The sequence below is a fragment of the Actinacidiphila acididurans genome (assembly GCF_016918855.1).
Lineage (GTDB): Bacteria > Actinomycetota > Actinomycetes > Streptomycetales > Streptomycetaceae > Actinacidiphila > Actinacidiphila acididurans.
In genome coordinates, this window is sequence record NZ_JADKYB010000008.1 from 250,064 (window position 1) to 269,316 (window position 19,253).

The following is a 19,253-nucleotide window of genomic DNA, read 5'->3' on the forward strand; positions in this document are numbered from 1 at the left end:
GGACAAGAGTCCCATCGCGTAGGATGGGCCCATGGGGCGATGGGAACCGGGGGCGCGTGAACGGCTCGTCCTGGCTGCCGTCGACCTGTTCACCGAGCAGGGGTACGACGCCACGACGGTGGCGCAGATCGCCGAGCGTGCCGGGGTCACCAAGAGCACGTTCTTCCGGCACTTCCCCGACAAGCGTGAGCTGCTGGTGGCCGGACAGGAGACGCTGAGCCGGCTGCTGGCCGAGGGGATCGCCGAGGCACCCGGTGACGCCGGCCCGCTCGAAGCGGTCGCCGCCGGTCTCGAGCGCGCCTCGACCGCCATGGGCCCGATGAGCCGCGAGCTCGCCCCCCGCCTGAAGGCGGCCGTCGCCGCCAGCGCCGAGCTCCAGGAGCGGGACGCCCTCAAGACCGTCAGCCTCGCGGCCGCGATGACCAACGCCCTGATCGCCCGCGGCATACCCGACCCGACCGCGGCTCTCGCCAGCGAGATGGGCGTCCTCGCCTTCAAACGGGCGTTCGCCCAATGGTCCGAGGGCGACCGCGCCGCCGAGGACGAGTTCGCCGGGTACGCCCTGGCGGCCCTGGACGAGTTGCGCGCGGCGAGCGCGTCGCTGGGCTGAGCGGTCCTTTCACGGGGTGACCCGGGCGGGTCAGGCCCGGTCAGGTCGGATCACACGGTGTCAGGTCAGCCCCGGCCCGGCGCCGTCATGGCCGCGGCGGCCGAGAACCGTCGCCCGGGCTCCCCGGCGGGTCCATGAGCGAGCGGCCCCACTCGGTGAGGCGTTCCACGGCGTCGCGGTCGGGGGCCTCGCGGCGGGTGAAGGCGGCCTTGATCTCGCGATGGACCGCGGCCTCCAGGCCGCAGCGGCGGCAGTCCTCCAGATGGGCCTCGACGCGGCGCACGGTGGCCGCGTCGGTCTCGCCGTCCAGGTAGGACTGGAGCACGCGCTGCACCCGTAGGCAGTTCATCCGCCGGTGGCCGGCGCTCCCGGGCCGGAACCGGCGCATCACAGCGCACCTCGCTTCGGCGCCAGTCCGGCCGCGGCGAGCCGGATCCTTATCCGTTTGCGGGCCCGGTGCAGGCGGCTCATCACCGTGCCCTCGGGGATGCCGAGGAGTCGCGCGGCCTCGGCGTAGGTCAGGCCGTCGACGTCCACGAGCCGGACCACCTGCTGGTGCTGGCGGGGAAGCGCGGCGAAGGCGGCGTCGACGACCTCGTCGAACTGCTCGCCGACGACGACTTCCTCGGGAGTGGGGGGCGCGCCGTCCGGAGCGACGGACAGGCGTGTCAGATCGGCGTCGGGGTCGTCCAGCAGGTGCGGGCGGCGCCGCCGGTGCCGGTTGACCTCGGCGTTGCGCATGATCGTCAGCAGCCACGCGCGCGGGTGCCTGCCGTCGAACCGGTCGGCGGACCGGTAGGCACGCAGCAGCGTCTCCTGGACCAGGTCCTCGGCGTCCGCGGGCTGGGAGGTCAGCGACAGGGCCACCCGCAGCAGCACTTGCACCTCGGGCAGCACGTACCGCGTGAACATCCGATCGCGGGTGGCGGCCGGCGACACCACGTCCTCTTCCACGCGCCGGAAACCCGATGGCCGCCCCGGACATTCCCTCCGGCGCCGGATCGTCCCGCCGACCGGCCGCCGCGGGAGACCGGCCGCAGCCGCGCCGGCGGGTGGAATGCCGCCGCGCCGGCCGCGGGTTCCTCCTGCATGACATGGCAGGCGGGCCGGGGCCGGCTCCGGGAGATCAGGGCGCAGTGCCGCGAAGGGGTGCGCCACCTGCGCCTGCGCCGCTGTGTCGGCGCCTACGTCGACGGTGAGCTGCCGCCCGCCCGCCGCGCGGAACTGACCGCCCATCTGGTGCGCTGCTGGACGTGCAGCGGCCATGCCGAGACGCTGCGGCTGATCAAGCACTCCCTGGGCAACGGCCCGGTCCGGGCGCCCTCCGCACTGACCGAGGCACGGCTGCGCCGGTACGCCGTCCGGCTGGGCGCGGACTCCACGGACCGGTGACCGGAGCCCTGCCGTAAAGCCAGGAGCCCTGCCGCAAAGCCAATGGGGTGGACGGCCGGCGGGCGTCCCGTACCCGCCGAAAACATCGGCTCCGGGACGCCCGCCGTCGTGATCGCGCCGCCCGCCGGGTCAGCCGAGCTTGGCCAGGGCGTCCTCGACGGCGCGGTGGAAGGTCGGATAGGCGTAGATCATGTGGCGCAGCCGGGAGACGGGCACCTCGGCCTGGACGGCGACCGCGAGCCCGTACAGGACCTCGCCGCCGGCCGGGCCCATGCTGGTGGCGCCGACCAGGACACCGCGGTCGGCGTCCTCGACCAGCTTGATCAGGCCCTGGTTGCCCGCCTTGTGGATCCAGCCGCGGGCGGAGTACGGCAGCGGCGCGGTGCCGGTGCGCACCCGCAGCCCCTTGTCGCGGGCCTGGGCCTCGGTCAGTCCCACGGAGCCGATCTCGGGGTCGGCGAAGGTGACCTTCGGCAGCGCCCCGTAATCCGCGTCCGGGCCCGGGGTGCCCAGGATGTCGCGGATGGCGATCTCGGCCTGGTACATCGCCACATGCGTGAATGCGCCCTTGCCGGTGACATCGCCGACCGCCCACAGCCCGTCGCCGGCCCGCAGCTGCCCGTTCACCGCGACGGCGCGGGCCATCGGGTCCAGGCCGGCGTGCTCCACCCCGAGGCCGCTCAGGTCGACGCGGCGGCCGGTGGCCACCAGCAGCCGCTCGGCGGTCACCGTCCCCCCGTCGGACAGCCGCACCGAGAACCCCGAGGCCGGGCTGTGGTCGACCTGCTCGGCCCGCACACCGGTGTGCACCTGGACGTCCTCGGCGCGCAGCACCTCGGTGAGCAGGTCGCCGGCCTCCGGTTCCTCGGCCGGCACCAGGTGGTCGAGGACCTCCACCACGGTGACGCGAGTGCCGAAGCGGGCGAAGACCTGGGCGAGTTCGACGCCGATCGAGCCGCCGCCCAGCACGATCAGCGACGCGGGCGGCTCCTTGGCCGAGACCGCGTCCCGGTTGGTCCAGTACGGGGTGGCGTCCAGGCCGGGGATCGGCAGGATCTGCGGCCGGGTGCCGGTGGCCAGCACGACGCCGCGCCGCGCGGTGAACTCCTCGCCGTCGACGCTCACTTGGCGCGGTCCGGTGAGCCGGGCGCGGCCGCGCACGAAGTGACCGCCCTTGCCGGTGAAGCGGTCGACGGCGACCTGGTCGTTCCAGTCGTCGGTGGCCTCGTCGCGGATCCGGTCGGCCACCGGCTGCCAGTCGGGCACCACGTCGGCGCTGCCGGCGATGCCGGGAATCCGGCGGGCCTCGGCGATCAGGTTCCCGGCGCGGATCATCATCTTGCTGGGCACGCAGCCCCAGTACGGGCATTCGCCGCCGACCAGTTCGGCCTCCACCCCGGTGACGTGCAGCCCGGCCTCGGCGAGCCGTCCGGCGACATGCTCGCCGCCCGGGCCCATTCCGATCACCACCACGTCGGTGTGCTGCGTCATCAGCAGATCCCCTTTCTCGGCGCGTACGGGGCAGGTGCCCGCCCTGGGAACCCGTCCCGCACGCCCCGTCTTCCCTCCCGCCCGTGACCTCTCCTCTTCTGCCGCCCCACCTGCCGTCAGCGGCGCGCGCCGGCCAGGCGGCGCCACCAGGGGGTGCGGGGCGCGGCCTGCTCGCCGGACCCGGACCCGGTGGCGGCCTGGTCGCCGGACGCCGTGACGCGCTCGACGCGCACGCCGTGCCAGAAGGCGACGTGGCCCTTGATGTGGCCGGCCGCGGGGGAGGGGTCGGGGTAGTACCAGGCGGCGTCGCGGTTCTCCTGCCCTTCCACGACGACCGTGTAGTAGCTGGCGTTCCCCTTCCAGGGGCAGGTGGTCCGGGTGCGGCTGGTGCGCATCAGGTCCCGGTTGACCGACTCCGGGGGGAAGTAGTGGTTGCCCTCCACCCTCACCGTATGGTCGCTCTCGGCGAGGACCTGACCGTTCCAGACGGCGCGGTAGACCATGGGTTGCCTCCTCGGCTGATACGGCGCCCCGTCGCGCGGGGCGGGAAGAGGGAACCCGGTGGGCACCGGCCCGGATTCCCCCCGTCTGCCGGAATCGCGGGCGCGCCGTACGGTGAGGCGGCCGCATGATGACGGGAGGCGGTCGGCGGAAGGGTGCCCGCGGGTGATCGGGTTCCCCACCCGGACCGGAACGTCGCGGGCGAACGAAGAGGCGGATCATGATGCGAGCGGAACCGGCGGTGACCGCCGAGGCGACCGGGACCCGGGCGGTGGCGGGCAGCGACGACGTCCGCCCGACGGGCGCAGACGCTCTCGAGCGCACCCGGGAGCCGCGCGCGTGACCGCGGACGTCGACCTGGTCGTGATCGGTGCGGGCAGCGCCGGCCTGACCGCTGCCCGCACCGCTGCCCGGCTGGACGGCAGGGTGCTGCTGGTCGAGCGCGACCGTATGGGCGGGGACTGCCTGTGGACCGGCTGCGTGCCCTCCAAGGCCCTGCTGCACGTCGCCGGCCAGGTCGCGGCCGCGCGGCGGGCCGGCGACTTCGGCCTGACGGCCGACCCCGGGCCCGCGGACCTCGCACGGGTGATGGCGCGGGTCCGCGCGGCCATCGCGGCGATCGAGCCGCACGACTCGGCGGCCGAGCTCACTGCGCTGGGCATCGAGACCGTCCACGGCGACGCCCGGTTCACCGGCCCGCGGACCCTCGAGGTGAACGGCCGCCGCGTCGCCTTCCGTTTCGCGATTGTCGCCACCGGCTCCGCGCCCGCCCTGCTCCCGGTTCCGGGCCTGGCCGAGGCCGATCCGCTGACCAGCGACACCGTGTGGGAACTCGACGCCCTGCCCGGGCGGCTGGCGGTGCTGGGCGGCGGCCCGACCGGCTGCGAACTCGCCCAGGCGTTCGCGCGCCTCGGCTCGACCGTCACGATCGTGGAGGCCGCCGACCGGCTGCTGCCGCGCGAGGAGCCCGAAGGCGCCCGGCTGTTGCGCGAACGCCTGGAGAGCGAGCAGGTCACCGTGCTGACCGGCGCGCCCGCCGACCGCGTCGAACCCGGCCTGCTGCACACGGCGGCCGGGACCGTGCCGTTCGACCGGCTGCTGGCCGCCGCCGGCCGCACTCCGCGCACCGCTGGCCTCGGCCTGGAGGAGGCGGGCGTCGAGGTCACCGCACGCGGGCACACCCGGGTCGACGCGCGGCTGCGTACGACCAATCCGCGGATCTACGCCGCCGGTGACGTCACCGGCCGGTCCGCCTCCACCCATCTGGCGGGCGTTCAGGCCGCGGCGGCCGTCGCCGACGCCCTGCTCGGAGTGCGCCGCCGGATCGACTACCGGGCCGTCCCGTCGGTGACGTTCACCGACCCGGAGGTCGCCCGCGTCGGCCTGACCGGGGCCGAGGCCACCGAGCGGTACGGCGCCCGGGCCCGGACCCGTACGCTGCGGCACGACCGGGTGGACCGCGCGGTCGCCGACCGCCGCACCGACGGGTTCACCACCCTGGTCCTGGGCCCGCGGGACCGCATCGTCGGCGCGACCGTCGTCGCACCCCGTGCCGGAGAGACCATCGCCCACCTGGCCGCCGCCGTACGGCTGGGGTGGACGGCCTCCCGGTACGCGGCGACCGTCCACCCGTATCCCAGCTACGCCGACGGCCCCTGGAACGCCGCCATCACGGAGGCCACCGCGCGCCTCGACGCTCCTGTCCTTCGCCGCTCCGTCGCCGCGCTGCTCGCCGTACGCCGCCGGACCCGCCCGTGACCGCGGCCGTGAGCGCGGCCGTCACCCGCGCCGGGCGACGACCCGGCGCAGGGGGAGTTCCAGGCGGCGTCCGGAGGCCGCCCACGAGCCCAGCTTCTTCTTCGCCGCCCGGGTCCGGTCGGCGCTCAGGTGAGGCAGGTAGAGGGCGTCGACCAGCAGGTGTCCGTCGTCGGTGCCGGTGAGTGCGAGGGTGAAGACCCGCGGCTCGTCGGCGATCACCTCGAAGCCGGCGTGCCGCAGCAGGTGGGCCAGGCCGTCGCGGGCGTGCGGGTCGGGCCACGGCTGCCGGAGGGTGCCGAGCGTGGCCATCACCCGCGCCCAGCGGGCCAGCCCGGCGGGGGACAGGCCACGGGTGGCGGGGACCAGCGCGGCCAGCATTCCGTCAGGCCGCAGCACGCGCCGGATCTCGGCGAGGACCCGGTCCCGCGGGGTGAGCACGGGCAGGCACATCGCCGCGCAGACCGCGTCCACTGTCCCGTCCACCACGGGCAGGCGGGCGGCGTCGCCCCGGATCAGGGGGCCGCGGCCCGCCCGCGCGGCGGCGGCCAGTTCGCCCGGCGAGGCGTCGACGCCCAGCCAGTGGGCCCCGGCCAGCAGCGGCCGTACGGGGGCGGACCCGCACGCCAGGTCGAGCACCGGGCCGTCCCGGCCGCGCAGCGGCTCGGCCAGCCAGGCGTAGGGGGAGGTGTCCGCGCGGCCCAGGAACCGCTCGGTGATGCCGGGGCGCTCGTCGTGGTAAGCGGCGAGGTAGTGCCGCCACCTGTCCTGGTCCACTCCGGCCCCTTCCTTCCGTGATTCCTTCCGTACCGCTTCCCGTACCGCTTCCTTCCCCACCGCGCCGCCCGGGCCCGGCCGCCGGCGGGGAACCCGTACCTCGTACGTGGTCATTCCCGGCACATCCGCCCGCCCGAACCACCCGGTCCGCCTGAACCACCCGGGATCGGGGGAAGGATCACCCGGCGGCAGCGGGTTCCTCATGCGTGCCCCTGCCGGGCGCGACCAGGAAGGCGAGTCGGGAGCACGAGTCGGGAGCTGCGACGGCGATGGGGACGAGACGACCGTTGGCCACGCTACGCCACGGCTGGCGGGCATTCGAACGGGTGACACGGCCGGTGGACGAGCGGATCGCGGCCGCGCTGGACCGGCGCTGGGCGGAGCTGCCCGACGGGGTCAAGACCCCGGAGCAGGTGCTGGGGCGGCACGCGGTCGGCTGCGAGGGCACCCACGGGGTGTTCCCCAAGTGCGACCTCAAGTGCACGCCCTGCTACCACTCCCGCGACGCCAACCAGGTCCGCGTCGACGGCGCCCACACCATGGCCGAGGTCGAGGCGCAGATGGCCCTGCTGCGCGAGCGGCGCGGCCCGGTCGCCCACGCGCAGCTCATCGGCGGCGAGGTGAGCCTGCTGCCGCCGGACGACCACGCCGCCACGCTGGCCGTGATGCGCGCGGCCGGGCGGGAGCCGATGAGCTTCACGCACGGCGACTTCGACTACGCCTACCTGGAGCGCCTCGCCCTCGGCCCCGACGGCCGCAGACGCTTCGACCGGCTCTCGTTCGCCGCGCACTTCGACAAGTTCATGTACGGGCGGCGCGGCATCGAACGCCCGCCGGACGAGCGGGCGCTGAACCCCTACCGGCAGCGGTTCGCCGCGATGCTCGCCCGGCTGCGCCGCGACCACGGGGTGGCGTATTTCATCGCCCACAACATGACGGTCACCCCCGGCAACCTCGACGAGGTCGCCGGCGTGATCCGGGACAGCCACGCCATGGGCTACCGCATGTTCTCCTTCCAGCCCGCCGCCTTCCTCGGCGACGAACGCCGCTGGAAGGAGCACTACCGCGCGGCCACCCCGGACGCGGTGTGGGCCGAGATCGAACGCGGCGCCGGCGCCCGGCTGGACTGGCGGGTCGTCCAGCACGGCGACCTGCGCTGCAACCGCGTCGCCTACGGCTATTACGTGGGCAGGCGCTGGTTCCCGCTGCTGGACGGCGACGATCCGCGTGACGTGGCCGCGCGCGACGCCGCGTACCGGCACTTCCACGGCATGGCCTTCACCGGGGTGCCGCCCCTGCTGCTGGCCGCCCGGCTGGCCCGGCTGGTGGTACGCCACCCCGGCCTGCTCGCCACCACGGCGGGCTGGCTCACCCGGGCGGTGCGCCGCGTCGGCCTGCTCCGCCTGGCCCGCAACGGGTTCCGGGCGCGGCCGGTCACCTTCGTCATGCACCAGTTCATGGACGCCGAAGCCGTCGCGCCCGCCTGGGAGCTGATGCGGCGCGGTGAGACCGCCACGGACCCGGAGGTCCGCGCGACCCAGGAACGGCTGGCCGCCTGCAACTACACCATGGCCCACCCCGAGGACGGCACCCTCGTGCCGGCCTGCGTCCAGCACGCCGTCCTCGACCCCGGCGAGAACATCGCGCTGCGGCGCCTGCTGCCCCTCGTCGAGGTACGTACCGGCGCCCGCCCGGGCTCCACGGCCGCCGGACACGACGGCTGACCGACCGCCGGACCACGACCCCAGGACCGGCGCACCCAGGACCGACCGCCCCAGGACCGGCGCACCCAGGACCGACCGACCGGCGACCCAAGGAGAGGCACACGTGCGGGTAGGCATCATCACGGGCTCCGGCAGCTACAGTTGGCCGTTCCTCGACGAAGCGACAGCCCGGAGCGTCGACACCCCCCACGGGTCGGTCGACGTCACCGAGGGCACCGTGGGCGGCGTCGAGGTGGTGCACCTGTCCCGTCACGGGAAGGGCCACCAGCGGCTCTCCCACCAGGTCGACCACCGCGCCAACCTCGCCGCGCTGCTGGCCCTGAAGGCCGACGCGCTGCTGTCGTTCACCGTGTGCGGCGCGGTCGACCCCGCCGCCGCGCCCGGGTCGCTGGTGGTCTTCGACGACCTGTACTTCCCCTCCAACCGGCTGCCGGACGGCAGCCCGTGCACCTGGTTCGACACCCCCGGTCAGCAGGGGCGCGGGCACTGGATCCTGGACGCCGGGCCGTTCAGCGAGCCGCTGCGCCGTACGGTCGCGCGGGCCGCCCGCGACGTCCACGACCGGGTGGTGGACGGTGGGGTCTACGGGCACGTGGACGGGCCGCGGTTCAACACCCGGGCCGAGATCCGCGCCCTGGCCGCCGCCCAGGTCACCGCGGTCAGCCAGACCGCCGGGCCCGAAGTGGTCCTGGCCGGCGAGGCCGAGCTGCCGATGGCGCTGGTGGGCTACGTCACCGACTACGCCAACGGTGTCGCCGCCACGCCCGAGCCGGTGTCCGCGCTGCTGGAGCGGATGGCCGCCTCCACCGGGATCTTCGCCGCGCTGGCCGCCCGTACGCTGGCGGGCGTCGACCGCGTGCCGGCGCCCGGGTTCGTCCACCGGTTCGACGCGTGACCGGGCCCCGCGGCGCGGCCCTGATCATGGCCAAGGCCCCCCGGCCCGGCCGGGTCAAGACCCGCCTGCACCCGCTGCTCGGCCCGGCCGGCTCCGCCCGCCTCCAGGCCGAACTCATCCGCCACACCACCGCCCTGACGCTTGCCCAGGGCCTGGACACCTTCGTCGCGTTCGATCCGCCCGACGCCCGCGCGGACCTGGACCTCCTGATCTCCGACGGGGTGCGGCTGCTGCCGCAGCGCGGCGCGGACCTGGGGGAGCGCATGGCCGCGGCGGCCGGCGACGTCCTGAGCGGGCATGCCGGGCCGCTGCTGGTGATCGGCACCGACGCCCCCACGCTGACCCCCGGCCTGCTCGACCGGGCGGTGGCCGCCCTGCGCGAACCGGCCGACGTCGTCCTCGGCCCGGCCCTGGACGGCGGCTACTACCTGATCGGCCTCCACCGGCCGCAACCCGGCCTGTTCGCCCTCGACCCCGGCCTGTGGGGCGGTGACCGGGTCCTCGCCGCCACCCTCGCTGCCGCGGACGCCGCGGACCTGACCGTACGACTGCTGCCGCGGGTGCGCGACCTCGACACCCCGCAGGACGCCGCCGCCCTGCTCGCCGACCCGCTCCTGCCCGAGCCGATCGCCCGGCTGCTCACCCCCATGGAGGCGGCGTGACGCACCCCAGCGTGTCGATCGTCGTACCGGTCCTGAACGAGGCCGCCACGATCACCGGGGCACTGGCCCGGCTGCGCCGCGACTTCCCCGACTGCGAGCTGGTCGTGGTCGACGGCGGCAGCACCGACGGCACCGCCGAGCTGGCCGCGCCGCTGGCCACCGTCGTACGCGGCGAACGCGGCCGGGCCCGGCAGATGAACGAGGGCGCCCGCCGCACCACCGGCGAGGTGCTGTGGTTCGTCCACGCCGACACCGTCCTCGAACCCGCCGCCCTCGCCCAGCTCCGTACCTGCCTGACCGGCGACCCGGACGCGGTCGGCGGCGGACTGGCGCTGCGCTTCGACCGGCGCGGCCCCGGGCTGGACTACCTGGCCTGGGCGTCCAATCAGCGCGCCCGGCGGCTCCATCACATCTTCGGCGACCAGACGATGTTCGTGCGCCGCAAGGTCTTCGACGAGCTCGGCGGCTTCCCCGACCTGGCCCTGATGGAGGACCTGGAACTGTCCCGGCGCCTGCACCGGCGCGGCCGCCTGCACCTGCTGCCCGCCACGTCCACCGCCTCCGCACGCCGCCTGACCGCCCACGGGGTGTGGCGGATGATCGCGTTCATGCAGTATTTGAAGCTGCTGTACTTCGCCGGCGTCGACCCCGAGCGCATCGCCCGCCGTTACGCCGCCGGACCGCCCCGCCTGCCCCTCGGCCGTCTCTCCTTCGGCCGCCTGTCCCTTGCCGGCCGGGGCCGGCCGGCCCGGCGCTCGCGGAAGGGGGCCGCCGCCCGGCGGGTGACCGGACCGTGACCGACCACAGCCCGGCCCCCGCTCCCGCGGCCGCCGCCACCCTCGCCGCGCGGCTCGACCGGCTGCCGTGGAGCCGTACCCACACCGCGATCCTGCTCGCGCTCGGCGCGGGCTGGCTGTTCGACTCCCTCGAAGTGTCCCTGTTCGGCAGCGCGGTCGGCCCGCTGGGCAGCCACTTCCACGCCACCGTGTTCGAACAGGACGCGATCCTCGCGGTCTGGCTCGGCGGCATACTCATCGGCGCCCTGGCCGGCGGCCACCTCGCCGACCGCTACGGCCGCAGGCGCCTGTTCGTCCTCACCCTGCTGTGGTACGCGGCCTTCACCGTGCTCACCGGCGCGAGCTGGGCCCTCGGCGTCGTCTACGTGCTGCGGTTCCTGGCCGCGCTCGGCGTCGGCGCCGAGTACGCGATCATCAACGCGGCCGTCGCCGAACTCATGCCCGCGCGCATACGCGGCCGGGCCGGCGCGGTGGTGATGAACTTCTGGCCGGCCGGCGGCGTCCTGGCCGGCCTGCTGGCGTACCTGCTGCTGAACACCCTGGCCCTGTCCGACGCCGTCTCCTGGCGCTGTCTGTTCATCGGCGGCGGGCTGCTGGCCCCGGTCGTGCTGTGGTTCCGCCGCCACGTCCCGGAGTCCCCGCGCTGGCTCGCCGCCCGGGGCCGCCGCGCCGAGGCCGAGGCGATCGTCGCCGGCCTGGAGCGGGCCTGCGGGCTTCCGCCGCTCGAAGCTGCCGCAGGCGGCCGCGGCGCCTACGGCCAAGGCACGGACGGCCGGGGCGACGACGGTCCCGAGCTACGGCCGGGCGGCCTTGCGGCGCTGGGCGAACTGGTCCGCCACCACCCCGGCCGCCTCGCCCTGGGCGCCGTCCTGGACCTGGCCGAGGCGTTCGGTTACTACGGCATCTTCGCGCTGCTGTCCGTCGTGGTGCTGCCCAAGGTGCACATCGCCGACGCGCAGGTCCCGTTCTTCTACATCCTCGGCAACCTCGGGGCGCTGATCGGCGGCCTGGTCATGGCGCTCTTCCTGGACCGGCTCGGCCGGCACCGTACCGTCGCCGTCTCGTACCTGCTGGCCGCGGCGGGCGTCGGCCTGCTGGCCTGGGCGACCGCGTCGGGCAGCGGCACCTGGGTCACCCTCGCCTTCATGGCCGCGAGCGGCTTCGCCACCGCCGCCTGGACCTCGGCCTACCCGACCTTCACCGAGCTGTTCCCCACCCACCTGCGCGCGGCGGGCGTGGGCACGTCCGTCGCGGTCGGCCGTATCGGCGCCATCGTCGGCACCCTGTCCCTGCCGTCCCTGGCCACCCACCTGGGTGCCACCGCCTCCTACCTCCTCGTCGTCGCCTTCTGGCTGGTCGGCGCCGCCGCCGTCGCGGTCTTCCACCGGCGCGGCGGCATCGAAGCGGCCGGCCGCCCCCTGGAAACCCTCACCCGGCCCGCGCACCTGCCCGCGCGGGCCTGACCCCCCGTCCCTGGAGGGAACCGACATGCGGATCGCGGTATCCGGTGGCCCGTACGGCAACCCGTACGCCCTTGCCGCCTTCGTCGCCGACGCCCGGGCCCGCGGCTGCGAGCGCCTGTACTGCCTGGGCGACCTCGGCGGCTTCGGCGCGGAGGTCGACGCCCTGTGGCCCATCCTGACGGAGCACCAGGTCACCTGCGTCGCGGGCAACTACGACGTGGCGATCGCCCGGGGGGACACCGACTGCGGCTGCGGCTACCGCGACCCGCTCGACAACCACTACGCCCAGATCGTCTACGACCACACCCTCGCCACCACCGGCCGCGACTTCGCCGCCTGGATGGGCGAGCTGCCCACCGAACGCCGCGAGACCCTGGGCGGCCTGGACGTCCACTTCGTCCACGGCTCCCCGCTCGCCCTCAACGACTTCTGGTGGCAGTCCCTCCCCGACGACGAACACCGCGCGAAGGCGGCGGCCAGCGGCGCGGACGTCGTCCTGTGCACGCACAGCGGCCTGCCCTGGCAGCGCCGCGTCGACGACACCCTCGTCGTCAACGTCGGAGTGCTCGGCAAACCCGCCAACGACGGCCGGACCAACGTCTGGTACGCGGTCCTCGACGTCGACGACGGCCGGGCCACCGCCGAACTCGTCCCGCTCGACTACGACTTCCGTGCCCAGGCCGCCTCCATGCGTGCCGCCGGGCTGCCGGAGACCTTCGTGGAGACCATCGAGACCGGCTGGTGGACCACCTGCCTGGAAATCCTGCCGCCCGCCGAACGCTCCCGGGGCCGCTTCCACCTCTACCGTTCGACCCTGCCGACCGGTTTCCGCCCTGCGGACGACGGCTGGGGCGCCGGCGCACCGCCCCTGGACGAAGCCCCCGACCGCCCGGTCGTCCCGCTGTTCGGCACCCCGTGGTTCCCGCCCCGGCTGTGGATCTACACCAATTTCCACTGCAACCTGGCCTGCGACTACTGCGCCGTGGCGTCCTCGCCCCGCGCCGCCGCCCGCACGCTGCCCGCCGGCACCGTCCACGCCCTGGTCGACGAGGCCGTCGACGCCGGATTCACCGAGCTGTACCTCACCGGCGGCGAGCCGTTCCTCCACCCGGACATCACCGACCTCCTCGACCACGCCAGCCTCCGGCTGCCCACCGTGGTCCTCACCAACGCCATGCTGCTGCGCGACCGCCGGGCCGCCCGCCTCGCCGACCTGGCCGGCCGCAAGCTCACCGTCCAGACATCCCTCGACGGCGCCACGTCCGCCACCCACGACCGCCACCGCGGTGCCGGATCCTTCCACCGCACCCTGGACGGCATCCGCCACCTGCTCGACATGGGCCTCACCCCGCGCGTCGCCCTCACCGAAACCCCCGACAACACCGCCGAGATCCCCGCCACCGCCGACCTCCTGGCCCGCCTCGGCATCCCCGCCGACCACTTCGCCGTACGCCCCATGCTGCGCCGCGGCTTCGCCGACCACGGCGTCGAGATCGGCGAGGACACCACCGTCCCCGAACTGACCGTCACCGCCGACGGCCTGCACTGGCACCCCGCCGGCGCCGACCGCGCCACCAGCCCCGACTTCCACCTCGCCCCGGCCGGCACCTCCCTGAAGGAGGGCAGGCGCCGCATCACCGAACGCTTCTTCACCGCCCGCCTCGCCGACGGCACCCTGCCCCGCCCCGTCCACTGCGCCGTCTGAACTGCCCTTGGCCTGGCTGCCGTTACCCGCTGCCGATACCTCCCGCCCCGCCGTCCGGTGCGCGGGCTACTGTGCGGTACGACAGCGGTCGCGAGGCGGGCCGCGGGGGGCGGCCCGGAGGGAGAAGGCGTTGGGGGGCGTACGGGCGTGGCGTTTCGGCATCGGCCTGGCCGGGTGCCTGCTGCTGGTGGCGGGCGTCGTGAACTGCGGGTTCATGGCGCGTGCCGTCTGGAGTGCCGGTGCGGCCCGCGACGCGCACCACAAGAGTGACAGCGGGACATCCGCCGCCGATCAGCCGGACGAGTCGGATCTGCCGGCCGTGCCGGCCGACATCAGCGGCTCGACGCTGGTCACCGTACGGAAGGCGAACGCCCACCACTGGCGCGTGACGACGCGGTACCGGTTCACCCTCGGTGCCCGGGCCCCGCTGCTCGGCTGGCTGCGCGACAACCCCGAGGGGTTCGCCGACCTGCTGCCGCACCTGCCCGGTGGATACGCCACCGAGCACGCCGACACGAGCGGAAAAACCGACCTTCCCCGTACTTCCGGGATCAGCCAGCCTTCCCGGACCGCCAATGCCGTGGTCACGGCTTCCTCCAGCCGGCTCCTGGGCGCCGGGGAGATCCCTTCGCTCGCGTACGACTTGTCCTGGACCGACGCGAACGGGAACGAGGTGTCCTGGGCGCGTGCCCGGTGGACTTTCGCCTTCGACGCTCCCGGCCTGTCGGCGAGTGTCCACGGACAGCCGGACGCACAACAGGAGCACCGCGCGACGTTTCAGCTGGGCGGACCCGGGGTGGCGCGCGAAAACCTCTACATCCAGTTGTACGACCCCCGCACGTGGGCCGATCCAGGGCCTTTGCAGGGCTTCCTCCCGGTCCTCCTTTCCGCCCTCGTCGTCGCGGTGACCGCTGTCGTCGGCCGGTCGCTGCTGTCCCGTGCCGCGGAGCCGCTCCTGCCCGCCGCCACGCGTCCGCGGTGGCAGGCCGCCCTCTTGATCGGCGTCCTGCTGCTCGCCTCGGTGACCGTCCTCACGGACGTCGAGATCGTCGACTGGACCAAGGGCGCCATCAGGGCCGACGGCGCGGAGTTCACCGACATCTCGCCGGCGGCCGGCGCACAACAGGCGCTGATGGCCGTCAACTGGTTCGCCCTGCCGGTACTCGTGCAGGCGGTCCTCGTCCGGGCGGTGACCGGGCGACCGCCGCGAGCGGAGGACATCTGGCCGGTCACCGCGCCCGCGATCTGTCTGCTGCTGATGGAAACCGCGGTGGCCGGCTTCCCGGGCTGGGCCGGGGTCTCCTGGCTGTTCGTCATCGTGTCGGCCGCGGGAAGCGGGGTGCTGCTGCGCCGGGGGCCACGAGGGCGCCCCGGCCACCGCTGGGCGGCAACGGCCGCGGCTACCTCTTTGGCGGGCACCGCGGGCATGACCGCGCTCATCCGGTTCCCCGACGCCGCGGGGGCGGATCCGGGAAGAACCTTCTGGTCCCTCGCGGCCGGAGCCACCGCCGTCCTCCTCGTCCTGCCGTGGGCCATGACTTTCCTGGCCGGCAGTCGCCGCCTGGCGGGCGCACCTCGATGGTCACCGGCCGCCGTACTCCTGGCCGTTGCCGCGGTCGGCGCCGCCCTGCTGCCCTGGCGCACCGAGTCCTACGGCTGGATCGACCCGCAGCGGGCGAGCCTGGGCATATCCATGCTGGCCGACCTCGGCGGGCTGGCTCCTCCGGGCGCCACGCGTGTCACCTCCCTGCAACAGCTCACCGCTGCCTGGCAGATCGTCTGGATCGGCTGCGCCGTCCTCCTTCTCACCGTCCTGCGCCGCGCCGGGCAGGGCGCGGGCCGATGGGCGCCGGGCGCCCGGCTCTGGTGCACCGCACTGGTGTGGCTGGCCGCGACGTCCTCCCTGTCCGGCAACCCCATCACCGTGTTCGGCCGGTGGACGAGCCCCGTCCTGACGGTCCTGGCCGCGCTGTGCGTTCCCTGGCTGGTGCCGCTGCCCCGCGCGGCGCAGGCCCGCCGGCTGCACCGACTGTCGCGCGCCGCCCACGTACGCCTGGTGAACTCGCTGCTGGCCGGGCAACTCCTGGGCGCCGGACGGGGCGGATTCCTGCGCGATTCCAGCGCTCAACTGGCCGACGGCTCCCTCACTCCCGCGGACTGGAACGCCCGCTGGCAGTCCCTCAGCGGCACCGCCCCCGACCCGGCCGGTGCATTGACCCGCTTGCGCGGCGCGGCCCTCGGCTCCTCCGGCGGCTACGCCCCGTGGGCCAACGGGGCGACCGCGGCCGTGGTGACCCTTCTCCTCGGCCTGCCCTGGTCGGTGTCGCTGTGGTGGCAGGCGTGGACTCCGGACGGACTTCCGCAGGCGCTCACCACCACCTTGTCGGCCGTCACCGTGTGGGCCGCGTTCGGTTTCACCTACGGCTATCTCTACTCATGGCTGCGCGGCAGGGACCCCCTGACCAAGGCCGGATACCTGACCGCGGCCATGCTGCCGGTGCAACTGCTGCTGATGCCTTCCCAGTTCGACGGGATCCCGGCCGCCACCCAAGTGCTCTCTCTTTGCGGCCAGACCGCCCTGATCGGCCTGGGACTCGGCCTCTACTGGGAAGCACGCCTGGTGCGCGCGGCGGGCATGCCCTGGGGGTACGTACGCAACGCGCGGCGGGCCTCCTCCCTCGTCGTCCCCGCCACCACCGTCCTCCTGGCCGCCGCGACCACCCTCGCCACCGTCTTCGCCGACAACTGGGCCAACTCCCTCACCGATCAGCCCAGTCGCCCTCCGGCCAGTGTCAGCACCCCGACCCCGGGCGCGCCCTGACGCGAACACCGCGTCGGCCCCGGCCCGGCAATTCGACCGGCATGTCCGCGGTGGACCGGTCAATGCGTGAACCGTCATGGACCCACCGCTTTGCGCTGATTACCGTCGTGACTCCACATCCGACCCAATTTCGGAGGTACGTCGGTGAAAACACCGATCAGACGGCGTATCGCGGGCGCGCTGGGCACGGCTGCCGCGTTAGCGGGCGGCATCCTGGTGGCGCCCACCCCGGCGCACGCCGCCTGGGGCGCGACGTCCCCTGTGTCGATCCAGGTCACCTACCAGTACCCGACCGGCACCACGGTCCAGCTCGGCCACATCGACGGCTGGGTGCAGTTCGACGACGGCGGCGACTCGTTCCAGTACTCGCTGAACGTGTGCCAGCAGTCCAGCTACACCACCCCCAAGATCCAGGTCGCGGTGAACGCCGGCTGGGTCGGCAACACCTGGCAGCAGACCTTCCTGGAGTACCTCACGCCCCCCAACGGGTGCACCACGGTCACCGGCCAGGACACCTACGCCGACTTCAGAAACGTCGAGTTCGTCCTCTACGGCGACACCTTCACCCCCGCCCACACCACCGTGAGCAAGCAGGCCGTCCTCACCAACCCGTACTGACGCCCCCCCGGGCCCGGGCGCAGGCAAGGGCACCCGGGCCCGTCCATCAGGAGCGGGCACTGTTTGAAGGGGACGGGCCAGGGCAGCCGCAGGGCGTGGATCAGACGCAGGCACCCGTACTCGAAGCCCTGGCCGCCTACCACGCCAACGGCCATGTGGCGTTCACTCCGCCCGGTCACAAGCAGGGCCGCGGCGCCGATCCCCGGACGCTGGCCACCCTCGGCGCGGACGTGTTCACCGCCGATGTGCTGGCCAACGGAGGGCTGGACGACCGGACGTCGTCACGCGGCATCCTGGAGCACGCCCAGCAGCTCATGGCCGAGGCGGTCGGGGCCGAGCGGACCTTCTTCTCCACCTGCGGCAGTTCGCTGTCCGTGAAGGCGGCGATGCTGGCCGTGGCGGGGCCGCACGAGTCCCTCGTGGTCGGGCGCGACGCGCACAAGTCGGTGGTGGCCGGCCTGATCCTGGCCGGGATCAGGCCGCTGTGGGTCGATCCGCAGTGGGATCCCGGCCTGCACCTGGCCCATCCGCCGTCGGCGCAGGGCTTCGCGCGGGTGCTCGCCGAGCACCCCGAGGCCCGCGGCGCGCTGATCACCTCGCCGACCCCGTACGGCACCTGCGCGGACCTGGCGGCCGTCGTCGAGGCGCTGCACGCCCGCGGCAAGCCGCTGATCGTGGACGAGGCATGGGGCGCCCACCTGCCCTTCCACCCCCGTCTGCCGCGCTGGGCGATGGACGCCGGCGCCGACGTGTGCGTCACCTCCGTCCACAAGATGGGCTCGGGCCTGGAGCAGAGCTCGGTCTTCCACCTGCAGGGCGACCTCGTCGAGGCGTCGGTGCTCAAGAGCTGCGAGGACCTGCTCGGCACCACCAGCCCGTCCGTCATCCTCTACGCCGCGCTCGACGGCTGGCGTCGGCAGATGGTGCAGCACGGCCGGGCGCTCTACGACTCCGCGCTCGACCTGGCGACCGACCTGCGGGCCCGCATCGAGCAACTGCCGGGCCTGCACGTCCACGGCCGCGACGACTTCTGCGGGCCGGACCGGGCGGCCGACCTGGACCCGCTCCAGCTCGTGATCGATGTGTCGGGCCTGGGCATCACCGGCTACACGGCGGGCGACTGGATGCGCTCGCACCGTCAGGTCGACCTGCATGTGTGCGACCACCGCCGGGTCAGCGCCCAGCTCACGCACGCCGACGACAGCACCGGCGCGTCCCGGCTCGTGGCCGGCCTGGAGGAACTCGTCGCGGTGGCCGGGGACCTGCGCCCGGCGGCGAAGGTCGAGGTGCCCGACCCCGCCGCGCTGCGGCTGGAACAGGCGCTGCTGCCGCGCGACGCCTTCTTCGGCCCGGTCGAGCACGTGCCGCTGGACAAGGCCGCCGGGCGGGTCGCGGCGGAGATGCTGACCCCGTATCCGCCGGGCATCCCGGCCGCGATCCCCGGCGAACGGCTGGACGCGGCGGTCCTCGCCTACCTGCGCACCGGTCACGACGCCGGCATGTTCGTGCCCGACGCGGCCGACACCGAACTCGGCACCGTACGCGTGGTGGTCGAACAGTAAGGACAGCAAGGGCCTGGCCGTACGGCATGTTCGCACAGATGTTTGATCATCGGGTCGCGGGAAAGGCACGAAACGAGTCGACCTGAGGTGAATGCCGATGCTTCGTGCCAGTCGGGACGTAAACGATTCCGGTGCGGGGGAGGAGCCCCCGATCGCCGACTACGACCACATGACCGTGCGCGCCGTCGAGGGGTGCGCACGGTCGCTGACGTACGAGCAGCTGACGGCGGTGCTGGACTACGAGTGCGCGCACCAGGCCCGCACCCCGGTGATCCGGCTGCTGACCGCGAGGTTGCGGCTGCTCCGGGAGGAGCGGTCCGCGGGGGAGCGCAGCGGGGGGTACGGACCCGCGCCGCGGTCGTCCGTTCCGGGCCGGCACATCGGGGGCGCCGAGCCGTAGGCGGCCCGGCGGCCCGGCGGCCCGGCGGCCCGGAGCGGATCACCCGTACGGACGCGTTCGACGGGTGCCCGGGCCCGGCG

The 19,253-nt window shown here is 74.3% G+C and carries 19 protein-coding genes; 14 read left to right on the forward strand and 5 right to left on the reverse strand.

Annotation, left to right across the window (positions count from 1 at the left end; translation table 11 throughout):
• The first annotated feature begins 31 nt into the window (after positions 1-31).
• Positions 32-610 carry a TetR/AcrR family transcriptional regulator gene (locus tag ITX44_RS17125; protein WP_205358100.1) on the forward strand — a complete coding sequence of 193 codons (579 nt, stop codon included), beginning with the start codon at positions 32-34 and terminating at the stop codon, positions 608-610.
• A gap of 85 nt (positions 611-695) precedes the next feature.
• On the opposite strand, the gene ITX44_RS17130 is transcribed toward ITX44_RS17125, so the two are convergent.
• Together ITX44_RS17130 and ITX44_RS17135 are read right to left on the reverse strand one after the other, a co-directional pair.
• A complete protein-coding gene (locus ITX44_RS17130; RefSeq protein ID WP_236060784.1) occupies positions 696-998 on the reverse strand; it encodes an anti-sigma factor family protein in 303 nt (100 codons plus the stop codon).
• Complete coding sequence (locus ITX44_RS17135; RefSeq protein WP_307795316.1) at positions 998-1,564, reverse strand: RNA polymerase sigma factor; 567 nt, start codon at positions 1,562-1,564, stop codon at positions 998-1,000. Before ITX44_RS17135 ends, ITX44_RS17130 begins: the two co-directional genes overlap by 1 nt.
• A 135-nt stretch (positions 1,565-1,699) precedes the next feature.
• Here ITX44_RS17135 and ITX44_RS17140 point away from each other — a divergent pair, with 135 nt between their 5' ends.
• A complete protein-coding gene (locus ITX44_RS17140; protein WP_205358101.1) occupies positions 1,700-2,002 on the forward strand; it encodes an anti-sigma factor family protein in 303 nt (100 codons plus the stop codon).
• 129 nt (positions 2,003-2,131) lie between these two features.
• Here the strand turns inward: ITX44_RS17140 and ITX44_RS17145 are convergent, their stop codons facing one another.
• Positions 2,132-3,493: a dihydrolipoyl dehydrogenase family protein gene (locus ITX44_RS17145; RefSeq protein WP_205358102.1), complete on the reverse strand. Its 1,362-nt coding sequence runs from the start codon at positions 3,491-3,493 to the stop codon at positions 2,132-2,134.
• A 116-nt stretch (positions 3,494-3,609) separates the two neighbouring features.
• Positions 3,610-3,996 (reverse strand): DUF427 domain-containing protein, encoded by a 387-nt coding sequence (locus tag ITX44_RS17150; protein WP_205358103.1) that lies wholly within the window; start codon positions 3,994-3,996, stop codon positions 3,610-3,612.
• A 218-nt stretch (positions 3,997-4,214) separates the two neighbouring features.
• On the opposite strand from ITX44_RS17150, the gene ITX44_RS42210 reads away from it, so the two are divergent.
• A complete protein-coding gene (locus tag ITX44_RS42210) occupies positions 4,215-4,337 on the forward strand; it encodes a hypothetical protein (protein ID WP_265934231.1) in 123 nt (40 codons plus the stop codon).
• Positions 4,334-5,752 (forward strand): dihydrolipoyl dehydrogenase family protein, encoded by a 1,419-nt coding sequence (locus ITX44_RS17155; RefSeq protein WP_205358104.1) that lies wholly within the window; start codon positions 4,334-4,336, stop codon positions 5,750-5,752. Before ITX44_RS42210 ends, ITX44_RS17155 begins: the two co-directional genes overlap by 4 nt.
• A 21-nt stretch (positions 5,753-5,773) precedes the next feature.
• On the opposite strand, the gene ITX44_RS17160 is transcribed toward ITX44_RS17155, so the two are convergent.
• Entirely contained in the window at positions 5,774-6,526 is a 753-nt protein-coding gene (locus ITX44_RS17160; RefSeq protein ID WP_307795317.1) for a class I SAM-dependent methyltransferase, read from the reverse strand.
• 326 nt (positions 6,527-6,852) lie between these two features.
• On the opposite strand from ITX44_RS17160, the gene ITX44_RS17165 reads away from it, so the two are divergent.
• From ITX44_RS17165 to ITX44_RS17210, 10 genes are all read left to right on the forward strand, one after another.
• Positions 6,853-8,250 (forward strand): radical SAM domain-containing protein, encoded by a 1,398-nt coding sequence (locus ITX44_RS17165; RefSeq protein WP_307795318.1) that lies wholly within the window; start codon positions 6,853-6,855, stop codon positions 8,248-8,250.
• Between the two features lie 103 nt (positions 8,251-8,353).
• Positions 8,354-9,145 (forward strand): MTAP family purine nucleoside phosphorylase, encoded by a 792-nt coding sequence (locus ITX44_RS17170; RefSeq protein ID WP_205358107.1) that lies wholly within the window; start codon positions 8,354-8,356, stop codon positions 9,143-9,145.
• Positions 9,142-9,807, forward strand: a complete 666-nt coding sequence (locus ITX44_RS17175) for a TIGR04282 family arsenosugar biosynthesis glycosyltransferase (RefSeq protein WP_205358108.1) — start codon at positions 9,142-9,144, stop codon at positions 9,805-9,807. The genes ITX44_RS17170 and ITX44_RS17175 overlap by 4 nt, the downstream gene beginning before the upstream one ends.
• Positions 9,804-10,604 carry a TIGR04283 family arsenosugar biosynthesis glycosyltransferase gene (locus ITX44_RS17180; protein ID WP_205358109.1) on the forward strand — a complete coding sequence of 267 codons (801 nt, stop codon included), beginning with the start codon at positions 9,804-9,806 and terminating at the stop codon, positions 10,602-10,604. Before ITX44_RS17175 ends, ITX44_RS17180 begins: the two co-directional genes overlap by 4 nt.
• The gene (locus ITX44_RS17185) at positions 10,601-12,067 is read left to right on the forward strand and encodes an MFS transporter (protein WP_205358110.1); all 1,467 of its coding nucleotides are present in this window, start codon (positions 10,601-10,603) and stop codon (positions 12,065-12,067) included. The genes ITX44_RS17180 and ITX44_RS17185 overlap by 4 nt, the downstream gene beginning before the upstream one ends.
• A gap of 25 nt (positions 12,068-12,092) precedes the next feature.
• Positions 12,093-13,772 carry a radical SAM protein gene (locus ITX44_RS17190; RefSeq protein ID WP_205358111.1) on the forward strand — a complete coding sequence of 560 codons (1,680 nt, stop codon included), beginning with the start codon at positions 12,093-12,095 and terminating at the stop codon, positions 13,770-13,772.
• A 130-nt stretch (positions 13,773-13,902) separates the two neighbouring features.
• A complete protein-coding gene (locus ITX44_RS17195) occupies positions 13,903-16,593 on the forward strand; it encodes a hypothetical protein (RefSeq protein ID WP_205358112.1) in 2,691 nt (896 codons plus the stop codon).
• Positions 16,594-16,737: 144 nt separating this feature from the next.
• A complete protein-coding gene (locus tag ITX44_RS17200) occupies positions 16,738-17,211 on the forward strand; it encodes a hypothetical protein (RefSeq protein WP_205358113.1) in 474 nt (157 codons plus the stop codon).
• 95 nt (positions 17,212-17,306) lie between these two features.
• Positions 17,307-18,773 (forward strand): aminotransferase class I/II-fold pyridoxal phosphate-dependent enzyme, encoded by a 1,467-nt coding sequence (locus tag ITX44_RS17205; protein WP_205358114.1) that lies wholly within the window; start codon positions 17,307-17,309, stop codon positions 18,771-18,773.
• Positions 18,774-18,870: 97 nt separating this feature from the next.
• On the forward strand, positions 18,871-19,173 hold the full coding sequence (locus ITX44_RS17210) for a DUF8129 domain-containing protein (protein ID WP_205358115.1): 303 nt from the start codon (positions 18,871-18,873) through the stop codon (positions 19,171-19,173).
• Positions 19,174-19,253: the final 80 nt, after the last annotated feature.